The following is a 14,274-nucleotide window of genomic DNA, read 5'->3' on the forward strand; positions in this document are numbered from 1 at the left end:
CTCTGTCCCAGCTAGCAGAAGCCGAGTCGCCGATGCGTGAGATCAGCGCCGCTGTCGAAATCGATGCCACACCCGAGCGGGTGTGGACGGTGTTATCCGATCTGTCCACCTATCCGCTGTGGAATCCGTTCATCCAGGAAGCATCCGGCGAGCTCCGGGTGGGGTCGCGGCTGACGCTGCGCATGGTTCCCTCCGAGGGCAGGGCGATGACCTTCAAGCCCACCGTGCTGGTCGCCGAACCGAATCGGGAGCTGCGCTGGCTCGGCCGGCTGTTGCTGCCCGGCATCTTCGACGGCGAACACCGGTTCGTGCTGACGCCGCTGGGTGCCGGCCGGACGCTGCTGGAACAGGCCGAGCAGTTCCGCGGACTGCTGGTGCCGTTCACCGGATCCCTGATCGACAACACCGCACGGGAGTTCGCCGGGCTCAACGACGCGCTGAAGAAACGGGCCGAAAGCGACGATTGATCGCTATTTCAGCAGCCGGGACATCCGCCGGTCGGCCAGGATTTTGCCGCCGGTCTGACAGGTCGGGCAGTACTGGAAGGATTTGTCCGCGTACGCGACCTCTCGAACGATATCGCCACAGACCGGGCACGGTAGTCCGGTCCGGGCGTGCACCTGCATTCCGGACCGCTTCTCACCCTTGAGCCGGGCCGCGTCCTGGCCCACCGATCGGGTGATCGCATCGGTGAGGATGTCGCGCATCGCGCGATACAGTTCGGCGACCTTGTCCGCGCTCAGCGAGGATGCGGTCGCGAACGGGGAAAGCCTTGCCGCGTGCAGGATTTCGTCGGAGTAGGCGTTGCCGATGCCGGCCAGCACGGTCTGGTCGGCCAGCACGGTTTTCAATCGCTGCGAGGTACCGGAGAGCAGTTCGGCGAACCGGTCCTCGGAGATTTCGAGGGCGTCCGGACCCAGCCGCGCGATCCCCGGCACCGACTGCGGATCCTCGGTGATCCACACCGCGAGCCGCTTCTTGGTGCCGGCCTCGGTCAGGTCGAACGCCGGGGTCGCGCCCTCACGGGTGAAGAAATGCACGCGCAGCGCCAGCGGCCCCTTACCCGGCTTCGGCGGGGACGCGCCCGGCTCGTCGATCCACCGCAGCCAGCCGCCCCGGGACAGATGGGTGATCAACCACAGCCCGTCGCAATTCAGCCCCAGATGCTTACCCCAGTGCCCGGCCCCGGTGACGTCACGACCGGACAGCGCGGTCACCGGCGGATCGAACGTCTTCAGCACACTCAGTGCCGCGACATCGACCCGCCCGACGACCGCGCCGACAGCATGCTCGACCAGAAACTGTTCGAGCGCCATGATCTCCGGCAACTCGGGCACTCCCGCAGCTTACCGACGGGCTCCGACATTCCGCGGGATTCACCCGCTGATCAGGGCAGGTCGGCCGGGCGGTACCTCGCGACCGGGGCGGCCGCGCTCCTGCGGGGAACGCGGCCGTCCGATCACCGGAAGCGCCGCCGGATCACATCGCGGCCGGGCTCGACTGCTGCGGCGTGGCGACACCGGGCGCGGCCGCACCCTCGATCGCGCCCACACCGGCGCCGATCGCGGCGCCCGCGGCAGCGGCCGGTGCCGCGATCACCACATAGCCGATGGCGGCGCCGACCACCGGCATGACGACCAGCCCCGCCGGCAGGAAGGGGACCCCGGCGATCAGGCCGGCGACCGCGCCGACCAGCGCACTGGTGGTGGCGATGGGGCTGCTGACGATATTGCCGACGCTCGCCCCGACTGCCGCGCCGGCGAGGGTGTCCGCGGCGATGCGATCCGAACGCGACGGCTCGAATCCGAAGGAATCGAGGCCCTGGGCCAGCCCCGCCTCGGCCTGTGCGGCCGAATCGTTGATCTGCGCGGTCAGCTGCGGATCGACGAAATCGGGCCGCGGCGTCTGCATCGAACCGATCCGGATGGTGTTGTCGGGTGCCTGGATGGGCGCCACCGGCGGGGCCGGATGCGCCAGGTCGGGCAGATGCAGCGCCCCGGGATTCACCGCGGCCGGCGCGGCGAGGTCGGGTACCGGGCGGGTGCCGTTGGCGGCGTTGCGATTCGACGCGACGTTACCGGCGGGCACGGCGGTGTTCGGCGTGGGCTCCGCGACCGGGGTGGCGATCGGCGGCACGGCCGGGTCCGTCGCGGCGGCCGGGCGGAACTGCCAGGGATCGGCCGGCACGAGCTGCGAAACAGCCTGCGAGACGGCATCCGACACCCCGGCGGCGACGGTGGCGGCGTCCGGCAGCGCCCCGGCGGCAGGCGCCGGATCGGTCGTCGGGGCTGCCGCCCCGGCCACGCCGGTCTGCCACAGTGCCACACTCAGCGGCAATGCGCCGAGGACGAGCGAGGATCCGATGCGCCGACACCACTGTCCCGTTGTCGCCGTGTGCTGCCCTGCCATGAAAAACCTCCAGTCGGGTTCGAATCGAATGACAGTGATTCGAACCGGCAGGTGGTGTGGATCACACGCTTCGTAATAATTTCCGGGAAAATTCCGCTGAAAATGGCGAATTCCGGCTTTTCAGTCGCCCCTGCGCAGCAGGTAGATATCCATGATCCATCCCTTGGATTCACGAAGTTCGTTGCGCCGCCGCACAATTCGGTCGGCCACCGCCCGCAGCGGACCTTCGATCAGCGTTTCGTCCGGCATTCCCAGATATGCGCCCCACCAGATGTGCAGGTCGGTATCGGATAGTTCCGCGAACGAACAGTCGCCGTCGAGCATGACCACCGTCGACCCCTCGGCCGCAATGCCCTCGGCGCGCAACCGCCGCCCGGTGGTGATGTGCACCGGCTCCCCGATTTCGTGCAACACGATCCGGTGCGCGGCCGCCAACGCCTGGGCGCTGGTGACCCCCGGGATCACGGCGTAGTCGAACCGGGTTCCGCCGGCGAGGACCCGCTGCACCATCCGCAGCGTGCTGTCGTAGAGCGAGGGGTCACCCCAGACCAGAATTCCCCCCACTCCGTCGGTGGCCTCGAACGCCTCGGCCAGCAGGTCCGCCCGGCGCCGGTGCCAGTCCTCGACGACGTCGCGATAGTCGGTGGCGTCGTCGACGGTGCGCTCGCGAGGCGGGTCGGCGATGGTGACCACGCGATGGCCCGCAGCCGCATGCTCGGCCAGAATCGCGGCCCGAACCTCGGTCAGTTCCCGCTTGGCCTCCCCCTTGCCGATGACGAAGAACGTGTCGACCTGCCGGATCGCCTCGATCGCCTGAACGGTCACCTGCCGCGGATCACCGGCGCCGATCCCGACCACATAGAGCTTGCGCACGGGGCCCAAGGCTAGCCAGCGCACGCGTGGCTAGGCTGGCCGGTATGGACGGCGCGCCGAGAATCGACACCCAGTACGAGGATCTGCTGAGACTCGTCCTCGAGCGGGGCACCCCGAAGGCCGATCGGACCGGCACCGGCACCCGCTCGATCTTCGGTCACCAGCTGCGGTACGACCTGTCCGCCGGCTTCCCGCTGATCACCACGAAAAAAGTGCATCTGAAGTCGATCGTCTACGAATTGCTGTGGTTCCTGCGCGGCGATTCCAATATCGGCTGGCTGCACGACCACGGGGTGACGATCTGGGACGAATGGGCCGACCGGAACGGCGAACTCGGTCCGGTGTACGGCGTGCAGTGGCGCAGCTGGCCCACGCCGGACGGCACCCACATCGACCAGATCGCCCAGGTGCTACAGACCCTGCGCACCGATCCGGATTCGCGGCGCATCATCGTCTCGGCGTGGAATGTGGCCGACCTGGACAAGATGGCGCTGGCGCCCTGCCACGCGTTCTTCCAATTCCATGTCGCCGACGGCAAGCTCTCCTGCCAGCTGTATCAGCGTAGCGCCGACCTGTTTCTCGGGGTGCCGTTCAATATCGCCAGCTATGCCCTGCTCACCCATATGGTGGCCCAGCAGACCGAGCTGGAACCCGGCGATTTCATCTGGACGGGCGGCGATTGCCACATCTACGACAATCACCTGACCCAGGTGCGCGAACAGCTGACCCGCGAACCGTATCCGTTCCCGCAATTGCGGCTGCGCCCGGCGCCGAGCCTGTTCGACTACGTCTACGAGGATGTCGACGTCGTCGGCTACCGTCACCATCCCGCGATCAAGGCGCCGGTGGCGGTATGAACCGCATCGGGCTGATCTGGGCACAGACCGCGGCCGGAGTGATCGGCGCGGACAACGCCATTCCCTGGCGGGTGCCGGAGGATATGGCGCATTTCAAGCTCGTGACCGCCGAGCATCCCGTGGTGATGGGCCGGCGCACCTGGGATTCGCTGCCGGATCGGTTCCGGCCACTGCCCGGGCGCCGCAATATCGTGATCACCCGGCGCACGGATTGGTCGGCGCCCGGTGCGGAACGCGCCGAATCGGTGCCGGCGGCCCTCACCCTGGCCGGCTCGGATACCGTCTGGGTGATCGGCGGCGGCGAAATCTACCGCCAGGCAATGGATTACGCCACGGATCTGATGGTGACCGAAATCGACGCCGATATCCCCGGCGATACCTACGCCCCCGCCATCGAGGGTGCTTGGCACGTCGAGGACGCGCCGTGGACACAGTCGCGCACCGGGCTGCGCTATCGGATCCGGCGGTTCGCCCGCGAACAGCCACCGATCGTCGCGCACTGATCTGTGGCCGGCCGGCCCGGCAGGTCTCGAACCCGAATCGCATCGGCGAAACGCCCGACCGCGCGAGGCGGGTCCGGCATACTCACCGATATCCAGCCTGTGACCCCGTACCGATCCCGGCTGAACCGCGAGAGGCAGATCATGGACAAGAAATCGCTGACGGCGGTAGCTCGCCAGCAGCTGAAGCTGGCCGCATCCGCCACGAGTGGACGCAGTTCGCAAACCCTCTACGGCGGCCACACCCACAGCCTGCGCCAGACCGTGATCGCGCTGACCGCCGGCCAGAGCCTCGCCGAACACGAGACCCACGGAGAGGCCACGCTCCAGGTGCTCACCGGAACCCTGGTGCTGATCTGTGGCACCAACGAGTGGAAGGGATCGCCCGGCGACCTCCTGGTGATCCCGTCCGGGCGGCACAGCGTAAAGGCCATCGACGACGCGGTATTCCTGCTGACCGTCGCCAAATGAGGCCGGCCCGCGCCGAGTGGATGGATGCCGGGCGGTAGCGGGCGTCGGCGGCGCGCACCGCGGCCCGTGCGCGCACGGTGGCGGGTGCGCCCCGTACCCTGTTGATCATGGGTGAGCCGCAGCCGATCCTCGATCCGCTCTCGCGCGCCGCGATCTTCCTCGTCGCCACCATCGACGAGGGCGGTGAGCCGGTGGTTCGCGACCTTCTCGCCGATCTCGCGGGTTTGCGGCGTTCGATCGGGTTCCGGGTGCCGGAGACGCGGCTGTCCTGTGTGACCAGTATCGGTTCCGCCGCCTGGGACCGGCTCTTCGCCGGACCGAAACCCGCTGAGCTGCACGAATTCCCGGGCTACATCGGACCGAAGCATCAGGCCCCGGCGACGCCCGGCGATCTACTGTTCCACATCAAGGGCGAAATGCCCGATGCCTGCTTCGAATTGGCGATGCTGATCGGTTCCCGGCTGAAGGGGGCCGCCACGATCATCGACGAAACCGTGGGGTTCCGGTATTTCGAACAGCGCGATCTGCTCGGATTCGTCGACGGCACCGAGAATCCCGAGGGCCCCGCCGCGGTCGCCGCGGCGCTGATCGGTGACGAGGATCCCGAATTCGCCGGTGGCAGCTACGTGATCGTGCAGAAGTACCTGCACGATCTGGAAGCGTGGAGTTCGCTGACCGTCGAGGAACAGCAACTCGTCATCGGCCGCACCAAGCTCGAGGATCTGGAACTGTCCGACGAGGACAAGCCCGCGGATTCCCATGTCGCGGTGAACACGTTGATCGATCCGGACGGCACCGAACGCCAGATCCTGCGCGCGAACATGCCTTTCGGCAGTGTGCGAGAGGGCGAATTCGGGACCTATTACATCGCTTACGCGGCCACCCCGGATGTCACCGAGCGCATGTTGGTCCGCATGTTCCTCGGCACCGACGAGGCGCCCTACGACCGCATTCTCGACTTCTCCACCGCGATCACCGGGACCTTGTTCTTCACCCCGGCCAACGATTTCTTCGACGACCTGCCGGACGCCCCCGATTCGTCGGCGGATTCGGAGCAGGACCTGGCACTGGAGGCGGTCGGTGTCACCGACCTGCCCGCGGCCGCGCCGTCCGGCGACGGCTCCCTCGGTATCGGCACGTTGAAAAGGATCCCCCAATGAACAATCTGCACCGTGAACTCGCGCCGATCACCTCCGAAGCGTGGTCGGCCATCGAGGAGGAGGCGACGCGGACCTTCCGGCGGCACATCGCCGGCCGCCGGGTCGTGGACCTGTCCGGCCCGCACGGCACCGCCTACTCCGCGGTCGGATTGGGTCGCACCACCGTGATCGACGCGCCGGACCAGGGGGTGCAGGCGCGCCAGCGGCTGGTCGCGCCCCTGGTGGAACTGCGGGTGCCGTTCACCCTGTCCCGCGAGGAACTCGACAACGTCGAGCGCGGCGCCATGGACGCCGATCTGGACCCGGTGAAGGATGCGGCCAAGAAGATCGCCTTCGCCGAGGACCGCGCCGTCTTCGAGGGCTATCCGGCGGCCGGCATCACCGGGATCCGGGCCTCGGCCTCCAATACGCCGGTCACCGCGCCGAGCGATCCGCGGTTGATCCCCGAGGCGATCGCCCAGGCCCTCAGTGAACTGCGGCTGGCCGGTGTGGACGGTCCGTATTCGGTCCTGCTCAGCGCCGATCTGTACACCGCGGTCAGCGAGACCTCCGATCACGGCCATATGATCCGCACCCACATCGAACGCCTGATTCCCGAGGGCCAGATCATCTGGGCCCCCGCGATCGACGGCGCCTTCGTCCTCACCACCCGCGGTGGGGATTTCGATCTGCAACTGGGACAGGATCTTTCGATCGGCTACCTGTCCCACGACGCCGACACCGTCCAGCTGTATTTCCAGGAGAGCCTGACCTTCCTGGTCTACACCGCAGAGGCGGCGGTCGCGCTGCGCGCCTGAACCGGCGCGGCCCCGTCGTCGTGATCACGTCGCCGCATGCCCCGAAAAGGCAGATGGACAACGGTCCGGCAGCCGGTACCGTGGACCCGGAATATCAGCGGGTGCCGGGTGCACCGGATGAACGTGGAGGCGGCGTGGACGACATCGTGCGGCCCACCGGGGCCGGTCGGCTGCGAATGATCGCGCGGAGGCCGGCATGAACGACGACGTGCAGCCGACCCCCGGCGAGCGCTCCGACCTCTCGCCCCGGTCCGACGATCCGATGCGCCCGGTGCGGGCCGGGGTCGTCACCGGCCGCCGCATCCTCGGTTACGGCGCGCTCGCCGTTTCGGTCGCCGCGGTGATCTGCGCGGCCACGGTCGGTCTGTTCGGGCTGAACCGGATCTTCACCGGGCTGCTGGTCGGGGTGGGGGCGGCGATCGCGGTGCTGGTGTGGCTGTTCGGCCGCGACGTCGTGGTCCTGACCGATCGCGCGATCTACCGTCGGACCCCGTGGGCGGAATCGCGACTGGAGTGGGATCGAGTGGTGGCCGGGCGGTTCGCGCTCGACGAGCGGTCCCGGTGGTCGCTCGCGTTGGATCTGACCGGTGGGGACGAGCCACACGACGAACTGGTGCTGCTCAGCATCCCACCGATCGACCGCCCGGTCTCCAATGCCTACGAACACCGCAAACGGGAACAGGTCGCGGATGTCCGCCGCATCCTGCGGCACAAGCGCGTGCCGGTCACGCTGCTGCCCGAGATCGCGGCGGCACTGCACGAACATTGGAAGCTGGCACCCGCCGCCCACTGATCGCTTTGTACCGTCGTCGGATATGAAGGCTCCCTCGATGATCCGTACCGCCGCATTGGCTCATGTCCGGGATCGCCGGCTGTTGCAGGCGCGATCGGTCGGCAAGGACGTGTTCTACATGGCGGGCGGAAAAATCGATCCCGGCGAGTCTCCGGTCGAGGCGCTGTACCGGGAGGTGCGGGAGGAACTGGGGGTGAGCGTGCGCTCGCACGACGAACTCGGTGTTTTCGAATGCGAGGCCTACGGGCACGCGCCCGGCACGCCCCTGCATATGACGTGCTTCACCGCCGACCTCACCGGCGAACCCACCCCGACCAGTGAGATCGCCGAATTGCGCTATTTCACCGTCGGCGAGTATGCCGCCATGCGGCATGTGGCGCCCGGCTCCATGATGGTGTTCCGGCGGCTCCACGAACTCGATCTGATCGACTGGTGAGCGCCGCGGCTCACGATTCGGGCTGCGCCGCCCCGGCATCGGAGTCGGCGGTCGGCTGTTCCCCAGGAACCGGCGGCTCGGCCGGTACGGACATATCGGCGTCGATCTGCCCGGAATCCAACGGAATTCGACTCGCCGCGACGAAGGCCAGCAGCAACGCCACAGCGACGCCGAGCAGCATGACGCGGGTAGCGTCGGCGAACCCGTTGGCGAGCGCATCGGTCACTGCCGCGGGCGCGTGCTGACCGCGGAGGCCGACGATCGCACCGCCCGCCGAATCCCGGGTGGCCGCGGCCACGGCGGCGGCGGCACGCGGCGCCAGTCCGGGCACATAGCCGAGCCGATCGGGCAGGAAGTGGCCGAGTCCGATCGAGAGGGTGCTGCCGAGTACCGCCACCCCGAGCGCCGCACCGGCGGGGCGAGCGGTCAACGCCGTGACCGATCCCGGATCCGAGGCACCCGCCCATAGATCGGTGCGCACTCGCACGGTCAGCGGCGCCACCGCGAGTCCGAGACCGACCCCGTAGCAGGCGAGCAAAACCGTCGGCACCCACGCCGAGATCGTGGCCGTGAGGGCCAGAGCGGTCACCGCGATCGCGAGCAGCGCGATCGCCAGCCCTACTCGCACCAGCCACAACGGCGGTATCGCCCGCGCCGGCCCGGCGGTCAGCACGCCGGCGATGAGCGCACAGCCGGTCAACACCACGAGGATCGAACCGGTCCGCAGCGGCGACAACCCGAGACAGTTCACCAGATACAGCGGTAGCGCGAACAGCACAGCGAACTGGGCTGCCGCCACCAGCATCGCCGCGCCGTCGCTCCAGCGTCGCGGATCGGACAGTCGCGAAAAGTCCATCAGCGCCGCATGTTCCACCCTCACCCGGTGCCGCTCCCAGAAGAAGAACAGCACGAGCAGCAGTACGCCCACGCCGAGGACGAACGGGATCACCGAACTCGCCGATTGGACCGACCAGGTCAGGCCGAACAGGGTGAACTCCCGCCGGGGCCGCCACCAGCCGTAGCGCTGCCCCTCGATCAGCGCGAAGATCACCAACGCGAATCCGGCGGTGCTGAGCAGCCATCCGTCCACATCGAGGCCGGTCGCGGCGCGACCGATGCGGGTTTCGGGGACCAGCACCAGGGTGCCGATCAGCACGACCACCCCGATCGGCACGTTGATCAGGAATATCCACGGCCAGGTGAAGGAGTTGGTGAACCAGCCGCCCAACGCGGCGCCCACGACCGCGGCCGCGGCCGACGCGGTCGCCCACACCGTGAAGGCGACGGCCCGGGCCCGCCCGCGGAACAGCACGGAGACGGTGGACACCGATCCGGCCACGACGGCGGCACCCCCGATCCCCTGCACGAGCCGCCCCCAGATGAGCGGACTCGCCGAATCGGCGGAAGCGGCGAGCACGCTACCGCCCACGAATACCAGCACGCCCAGCGCCAGGATCGCGCGCCGACCGAACCGATCGGCGATCCGGCCGACGGTGATCAGCAGCACGGCGAGGACCACCGAATACACACAGAAGACCCACTGTGCCTGCGTGAAGTCCAGACCCAGGTCACCGATGATCGCGGGCAGCGACACGCCGACGACCGTGCCGTCCAGCAGTACCATCGCCAGCCCGAGCGAGACGATCGCGAGCGCGGGCCAGCGTCTGGCTCCCGTGGGCGGCACATCGGGCTCAGCGTCTGTTCGAACGTGATCAGCCATGCGCCGCTCCCGTCGTCGACCGGTGTCGCTGGGAAGTAACTCGTATCGGTCGAGTCTACGAGCCGAGCGGGACGAATCTCGGCAATCGAGACAGGGTGATACCGGACCGTGCAGCGATCGCGAGTAATCGGCTACCGAATACGGCCGGTCCGCGGCTCTTGCCTGCTCGGACAGCCCGTTCCAGGCTCGAACACCGCTCGTCGCCGGGAGAGATTTGCGTTCATCGAGGCTCGAAGAGTCCTTACACTGATTCGAACAGGAACCGGATATCGAGGGACATCCACCATGACAGGTCACTCGCCCGCACCCGATCCCCTGCGCGAAGGTACTGCTGCATCAGGCCACTACTGGGTAGTCGACCTGGAACCGCCTCCCGCGGCATCGACCCTGCTTTCGGGTTATATCCATCGGGTACGCAATACCATGCAGAAGCTGGTCGACTTACTGGGTACTCCTGCCCTCACGCGAAAACCCCCAGCTCCGAAACCACCCGAACCGGTGCCCGTCGATCATGATTTCGTCGGATCGGCTGCTGCGGAGTATCAGGTGATGCGCGGACAGATCGCGACGCATGTGGCGCGCTGGCAAGAACGCGAGCCGGACATTCATGCGGTGAGCGCGCAGACGTCGACCATCGCCGAGGCTGTGCTCGAAGACATCAAACACACCGTGGCGCAATTACGGCACACGCTGCGTACCGCTGGCTCCACTCCGACAGCGCACTATCAGCCGGTTTCCTCGACCAGAGCCAGTGGTTTGTCGTTGGCGGTGGAGCAGGTCATGACCGAAGCCGTCAGTGACGCCATGGAAGACGTATACGACAGTGTGCTGGTCGCCGAAAAGGAAGTCGGCCTGTCTACATCCAACTTGCCGAAAATCCCCGACGAGCCGTTCCAGTTGATGCCACCCGTGCTGGGGTTCAACACCATCTGACCGGCGTACCAACGCACATCGGAGCGCGTCCCCGGAGGGGCCGAACAGATCGTGCCAATATCGCCGCAGCCAACGGAGATTTCCCTGCTATCGATCGAGGTTCGCTCGATCTGTTCGCCGTGGCGGCGGCGAGAGCCGATGCGTGGCATGGGCGGCGCTGAACTCCGCGCGTCCCAACCGATGGCTTCTCAGCGCGGTTTCACCTCTGCCAGGAGTTCCGGGCCGTGGCTCTCGACTCGGGTGGTCACGAGTCGCACGCTCAGTAGGGTTGTGCCGACGCCCAGGGTGATGCCTACCGGGAACGCACACCACTCGATGACCCCGCTGTGCAGGTAGACGCCGAGACCGACGATGCCCAGAACCGGGAGGCTGACGAGGAGTTGGCCGAATCCGATGGCCAGTTGCACGAGGGCACGGGCGCATCCGGGGTTGCCGGAATTGCCGGCAAACGGGTTGCCTCGTTGCTGCGGAAGGGGATACGCGGCGTAGACCGAGAGGAAGATCGCGGTCGCCGCGCCGACGCCGAGTACGACCGGGAGGGCGGAGACCACCCAGGGATACATCTGCCGCCGCCCGAGGGCGCCCGGCAGCACGAGGGTGAGAACCACCGCCAACGGCGCGACGACTAGGAGCCAGGCGATCACGCGGCCTCGTACGTCGGCTCGGGTGGCGCCAGGGACGACGAGGGTGTGCCAGAGGGCGGTTCCGTCGAAGGCGTACATGTTGGCGCTGGCCATCGCGGCCAACCACACCACGAAGACACCGGCGAACGGCACACCGGCGGCGCCGTTCTGCAGGCCGAGGAAGATCGGGAGCACCACCCCGATCAGCATCAGCGGCAGCAGCGCCGCGCGGCGGCGCCCGTCCCGCCACCAGGTGCGAAGTTCTTTCAAGACCACCGCGCCGACGGGAGTCGGTGGGATCAGCCGCTCCCATCGGGCCGCGCCGGCGCGCTCGCCGACCGGGCCGGCGGGTGCGGCGGTGGTGGTGAGGCGCCGGCGGAGCAGGACCGCCCACGCCTGCCACAACAGAGCAGCCAGTGCCGCGAGGCCGGCCAAGGGCAGGAGGCCGAACCACCAGCGGCCCTCGGCGGCGGCCTGTACCGAGTAGGGCGCCCAGCCCGACGGCAAGGCGCGCAACGTGATTCCGAGGCCGGGCGAGACCTCTTTCAGCCGCGGCCCGAGGTAGCCGACCAGCAATTGCAGCGGATAGTAGGCGAGACCGGTCAGGCCGGCGAGCACCACACCGAGGTCACGTCCGCGCCGCGAACGCATCGCCGCCCCGATCCAGGCCAGCACGACCCGCGACAGCAGGACCACGAAGATCAGCTGCAGCACGACACCGACGAGTGCGAAAAACACTGGGAGAACGCCCAATTGGACTGCAAGCGCGACCAGACCACCGAAGGCGATCAGATTCACCACCCCGGCCGGGCCGGTGAACGCGACCGCGGCGAGCCCGACCGCCAGCCGGCGGTAGCTCAGCGGCAACAGCCGGAAATGCTCGGGCTGCAGGGTTTCGTCGCTACTGCCGGTGAAGATCGGACCGCACAGCCAGCCCAGCGTCCACATCGCGTACAGGGTGGCGGCGACATTGACCGCCGCGCGGGCGTCCCAGCCGTACCCTGCGACCGCCATCAGCGCGGCGGTGACGATCGCGGCGAGCACGCCGATGATCAGCCCGATCCAGAAACCGACCGCGGCGCGGCCGCCGCTCATCGCGCGGGCGGTGAGCCGCCAGCGCATCCGGATCAGGACGCCAACCACGACAGTCCCTCATCTCCCCCGATCCGTCCGCCGACCAGGCGCACGAACGCCTCCTCGAGACTGCCCTCCCCACGGACCTCGGCGACCGATCCGGTCGCCACCACCCGGCCCTTGTCGATGACCGCCAGATGATCGCACAGGTTCTCCATCAGCGCCATCACATGACTGGACAGCACCACCGAACCGCCGGCCGCGACGAACCGCCGCAGAATGGTGCGAATAGTGCTGGCCGACACCGGATCCACCGCTTCGAAGGGCTCGTCGAGTACCAGCAGCTTCGGACCGTGCAGCAGGGCCGTCGCGAGCCCGATCTTCTTGCGCATACCGGCCGAATAATCCACGACGAGCGTGCGTTCCGCGCCGGTGAGCTCCAGCACCGACAGCAACTCCTGCGCCCGCTCGGCCACCGTGCCGGGCGGCATTCCGCGCAGAAGTCCGGTGTAGGTGAGCAATTCGCGTCCGGTAAGTCGTTCCGGCAGTGCCAGGCCGTCGGGCAGTACCCCGACGATCGTCTTGGCCCGCACCGGATCCGCCCAGACATCGGCGCCGAAGATCTGTGCCTGCCCGGCGTCGGGCCGCAGCAGGCCGACCGCCATCGACAGCGTGGTGGTCTTCCCCGCGCCGTTCGGGCCGACCAGACCGAAGAACGAACCCGGCGGCACCGTCAGGCTCACCCCGTCGACCACCCACGGCCCGCCGAATCGCTTGTACAGCCCGCTCAACCGCAGAGCGGGCACATCATCGGCTTCCATCTCCCCTCCTCCGCGAGCCCCGCCCGCGTCCGTGATCGACCACCTCGTGAAGTCGTCGCCGGCAAGTGCGGCCCTTCGTTACCGCAGCAAGGTGGCCGGGTCGACCGTGAGCTCGAACGGCGCGTGCAACGTCACCTCGGCCCCGGCGGCCGCGCGCTGAACCAGTTCGTATTCGCCGTTCTCACCGAGGGCGTAGGCGAACAGGACCGGCAACTGTTCCCCCGGTAGACGTCCCTTGAACGAGTTGATTTCGATACGCCAGTAATTGGGTATACCGGCTTGCGCGTACAAGCTCGGCTTGGCCATCCGATCCTGGAGCGTTGTCGAGGCCGATACGATCTCGACTGCCAAACCCACCCGATCGACGCGAACCCCCCGCTCGTCCTTGTCGACGGCCCCACGGCCCGCAATGAGATCCGGAATCGGCTCGTCATCACCGATCAGCACGCCGACTCCTGGTAAGACCCACATATCGCGCGGCATAGCCGATGTGAGCGCGACAAGTAGCCACGTCAGCACTTCCTGATGCCTGGGTTTCGGGGCCGCGTTCACGACCAGCTGACCATTCAGCACCTCGTAGCGGATTCCGTTGTCGGGCAGATGTTCGAGATCCGCGGCTGTCCAGCGATCACCCATCGGCTGCAACGCCGAAGGCCGCTCGGGAACCGGCATCGCCACGACAGTCACCTCCTAGCCCGCTGATCGCGATGGACAACTGGGTCCGAGTCTAGACGAGGGCCGGCGCCGCGGGCCGGGCTCCGGAGGCAGCCGCACCCCGGCCGGGATACGACCGCCTCCGGGCACGGT

16 protein-coding genes are annotated in these 14,274 nt (G+C 67.9%); 9 read left to right on the forward strand and 7 right to left on the reverse strand.

Annotated features, from left to right (window positions below):
* Window positions 1-32 precede the first annotated feature (32 nt).
* Window positions 33-467: an SRPBCC domain-containing protein gene (locus tag ON37_RS22530; protein WP_040722033.1), complete on the forward strand. Its 435-nt coding sequence runs from the start codon at window positions 33-35 to the stop codon at window positions 465-467.
* Between the two features lie 3 nt (window positions 468-470).
* Here the strand turns inward: ON37_RS22530 and ON37_RS22535 are convergent, their stop codons facing one another.
* The 3 genes from ON37_RS22535 to cobF all read right to left on the reverse strand — a co-directional run bounded on the left by ON37_RS22535 (window position 471) and on the right by cobF (window position 3,282).
* The gene (locus tag ON37_RS22535) at window positions 471-1,337 is read right to left on the reverse strand and encodes an Fpg/Nei family DNA glycosylase (RefSeq protein WP_040722035.1); all 867 of its coding nucleotides are present in this window, start codon (window positions 1,335-1,337) and stop codon (window positions 471-473) included.
* Window positions 1,338-1,479: 142 nt separating this feature from the next.
* Window positions 1,480-2,409 carry a hypothetical protein gene (locus tag ON37_RS33710; RefSeq protein WP_174362138.1) on the reverse strand — a complete coding sequence of 310 codons (930 nt, stop codon included), beginning with the start codon at window positions 2,407-2,409 and terminating at the stop codon, window positions 1,480-1,482.
* Window positions 2,410-2,529: 120 nt separating this feature from the next.
* Entirely contained in the window at window positions 2,530-3,282 is a 753-nt protein-coding gene (gene cobF, locus ON37_RS22545) for a precorrin-6A synthase (deacetylating) (protein ID WP_040722111.1), read from the reverse strand.
* Window positions 3,283-3,326: 44 nt separating this feature from the next.
* Between cobF and ON37_RS22550 the strand changes: the two genes are divergently transcribed.
* The 7 genes from ON37_RS22550 to ON37_RS22580 all read left to right on the forward strand — a co-directional run bounded on the left by ON37_RS22550 (window position 3,327) and on the right by ON37_RS22580 (window position 8,296).
* Window positions 3,327-4,139, forward strand: a complete 813-nt coding sequence (locus ON37_RS22550; RefSeq protein ID WP_040722036.1) for a thymidylate synthase — start codon at window positions 3,327-3,329, stop codon at window positions 4,137-4,139.
* The gene (locus ON37_RS22555) at window positions 4,136-4,642 is read left to right on the forward strand and encodes a dihydrofolate reductase (protein WP_040722038.1); all 507 of its coding nucleotides are present in this window, start codon (window positions 4,136-4,138) and stop codon (window positions 4,640-4,642) included. Before ON37_RS22550 ends, ON37_RS22555 begins: the two co-directional genes overlap by 4 nt.
* 141 nt (window positions 4,643-4,783) lie before the next feature.
* Complete coding sequence (locus tag ON37_RS22560; protein ID WP_040722113.1) at window positions 4,784-5,110, forward strand: cupin domain-containing protein; 327 nt, start codon at window positions 4,784-4,786, stop codon at window positions 5,108-5,110.
* A 107-nt stretch (window positions 5,111-5,217) separates the two neighbouring features.
* Complete coding sequence (locus ON37_RS22565; protein WP_040722114.1) at window positions 5,218-6,270, forward strand: Dyp-type peroxidase; 1,053 nt, start codon at window positions 5,218-5,220, stop codon at window positions 6,268-6,270.
* On the forward strand, window positions 6,267-7,067 hold the full coding sequence (locus ON37_RS22570; RefSeq protein ID WP_040722040.1) for a family 1 encapsulin nanocompartment shell protein: 801 nt from the start codon (window positions 6,267-6,269) through the stop codon (window positions 7,065-7,067). The genes ON37_RS22565 and ON37_RS22570 overlap by 4 nt, the downstream gene beginning before the upstream one ends.
* 196 nt (window positions 7,068-7,263) lie before the next feature.
* Entirely contained in the window at window positions 7,264-7,860 is a 597-nt protein-coding gene (locus tag ON37_RS22575) for a hypothetical protein (RefSeq protein WP_245553360.1), read from the forward strand.
* 22 nt (window positions 7,861-7,882) lie between these two features.
* Window positions 7,883-8,296, forward strand: a complete 414-nt coding sequence (locus ON37_RS22580) for an NUDIX hydrolase (protein ID WP_040722042.1) — start codon at window positions 7,883-7,885, stop codon at window positions 8,294-8,296.
* A gap of 10 nt (window positions 8,297-8,306) precedes the next feature.
* Here the strand turns inward: ON37_RS22580 and ON37_RS22585 are convergent, their stop codons facing one another.
* On the reverse strand, window positions 8,307-10,016 hold the full coding sequence (locus ON37_RS22585; RefSeq protein WP_083893210.1) for an MFS transporter: 1,710 nt from the start codon (window positions 10,014-10,016) through the stop codon (window positions 8,307-8,309).
* Window positions 10,017-10,301: 285 nt separating this feature from the next.
* Between ON37_RS22585 and ON37_RS22590 the strand changes: the two genes are divergently transcribed.
* On the forward strand, window positions 10,302-10,949 hold the full coding sequence (locus tag ON37_RS22590) for a hypothetical protein (protein WP_157171549.1): 648 nt from the start codon (window positions 10,302-10,304) through the stop codon (window positions 10,947-10,949).
* A gap of 188 nt (window positions 10,950-11,137) precedes the next feature.
* Here ON37_RS22590 and ON37_RS22595 read toward each other — a convergent pair whose 3' ends face one another.
* The 3 genes from ON37_RS22595 to ON37_RS22605 all read right to left on the reverse strand — a co-directional run bounded on the left by ON37_RS22595 (window position 11,138) and on the right by ON37_RS22605 (window position 14,139).
* A complete protein-coding gene (locus ON37_RS22595; protein WP_040722044.1) occupies window positions 11,138-12,715 on the reverse strand; it encodes a hypothetical protein in 1,578 nt (525 codons plus the stop codon).
* Window positions 12,700-13,467 carry an ABC transporter ATP-binding protein gene (locus tag ON37_RS22600; RefSeq protein ID WP_040722046.1) on the reverse strand — a complete coding sequence of 256 codons (768 nt, stop codon included), beginning with the start codon at window positions 13,465-13,467 and terminating at the stop codon, window positions 12,700-12,702. The genes ON37_RS22595 and ON37_RS22600 overlap by 16 nt, the downstream gene beginning before the upstream one ends.
* Before the next feature lie 78 nt (window positions 13,468-13,545).
* The gene (locus ON37_RS22605; RefSeq protein WP_051031932.1) at window positions 13,546-14,139 is read right to left on the reverse strand and encodes a Uma2 family endonuclease; all 594 of its coding nucleotides are present in this window, start codon (window positions 14,137-14,139) and stop codon (window positions 13,546-13,548) included.
* Window positions 14,140-14,274 lie beyond the last annotated feature (135 nt).

The sequence above is a fragment of the Nocardia veterana NBRC 100344 genome, assembly GCF_000308855.1.
Classification (GTDB): Bacteria; Actinomycetota; Actinomycetes; order Mycobacteriales; family Mycobacteriaceae; genus Nocardia; species Nocardia veterana.

Coding starts and splice junctions, on each gene's coding strand:
- ON37_RS22530 (WP_040722033.1), top strand. CDS start 33: ATGCGTGAGATCAGCGCCGCTGTCGAAATCGATGCCACACCCGAGCGG.
- ON37_RS33710 (WP_174362138.1), bottom strand. CDS start 2,409: ATGGCAGGGCAGCACACGGCGACAACGGGACAGTGGTGTCGGCGCATC.
- ON37_RS22550 (WP_040722036.1), top strand. CDS start 3,327: ATGGACGGCGCGCCGAGAATCGACACCCAGTACGAGGATCTGCTGAGA.
- ON37_RS22555 (WP_040722038.1), top strand. CDS start 4,136: ATGAACCGCATCGGGCTGATCTGGGCACAGACCGCGGCCGGAGTGATC.
- ON37_RS22560 (WP_040722113.1), top strand. CDS start 4,784: ATGGACAAGAAATCGCTGACGGCGGTAGCTCGCCAGCAGCTGAAGCTG.
- ON37_RS22565 (WP_040722114.1), top strand. CDS start 5,218: ATGGGTGAGCCGCAGCCGATCCTCGATCCGCTCTCGCGCGCCGCGATC.
- ON37_RS22570 (WP_040722040.1), top strand. CDS start 6,267: ATGAACAATCTGCACCGTGAACTCGCGCCGATCACCTCCGAAGCGTGG.
- ON37_RS22575 (WP_245553360.1), top strand. CDS start 7,264: ATGAACGACGACGTGCAGCCGACCCCCGGCGAGCGCTCCGACCTCTCG.
- ON37_RS22580 (WP_040722042.1), top strand. CDS start 7,883: ATGAAGGCTCCCTCGATGATCCGTACCGCCGCATTGGCTCATGTCCGG.
- ON37_RS22585 (WP_083893210.1), bottom strand. CDS start 10,016: ATGGCTGATCACGTTCGAACAGACGCTGAGCCCGATGTGCCGCCCACG.
- ON37_RS22590 (WP_157171549.1), top strand. CDS start 10,302: ATGACAGGTCACTCGCCCGCACCCGATCCCCTGCGCGAAGGTACTGCT.
- ON37_RS22600 (WP_040722046.1), bottom strand. CDS start 13,467: ATGGAAGCCGATGATGTGCCCGCTCTGCGGTTGAGCGGGCTGTACAAG.
- ON37_RS22605 (WP_051031932.1), bottom strand. CDS start 14,139: ATGCCGGTTCCCGAGCGGCCTTCGGCGTTGCAGCCGATGGGTGATCGC.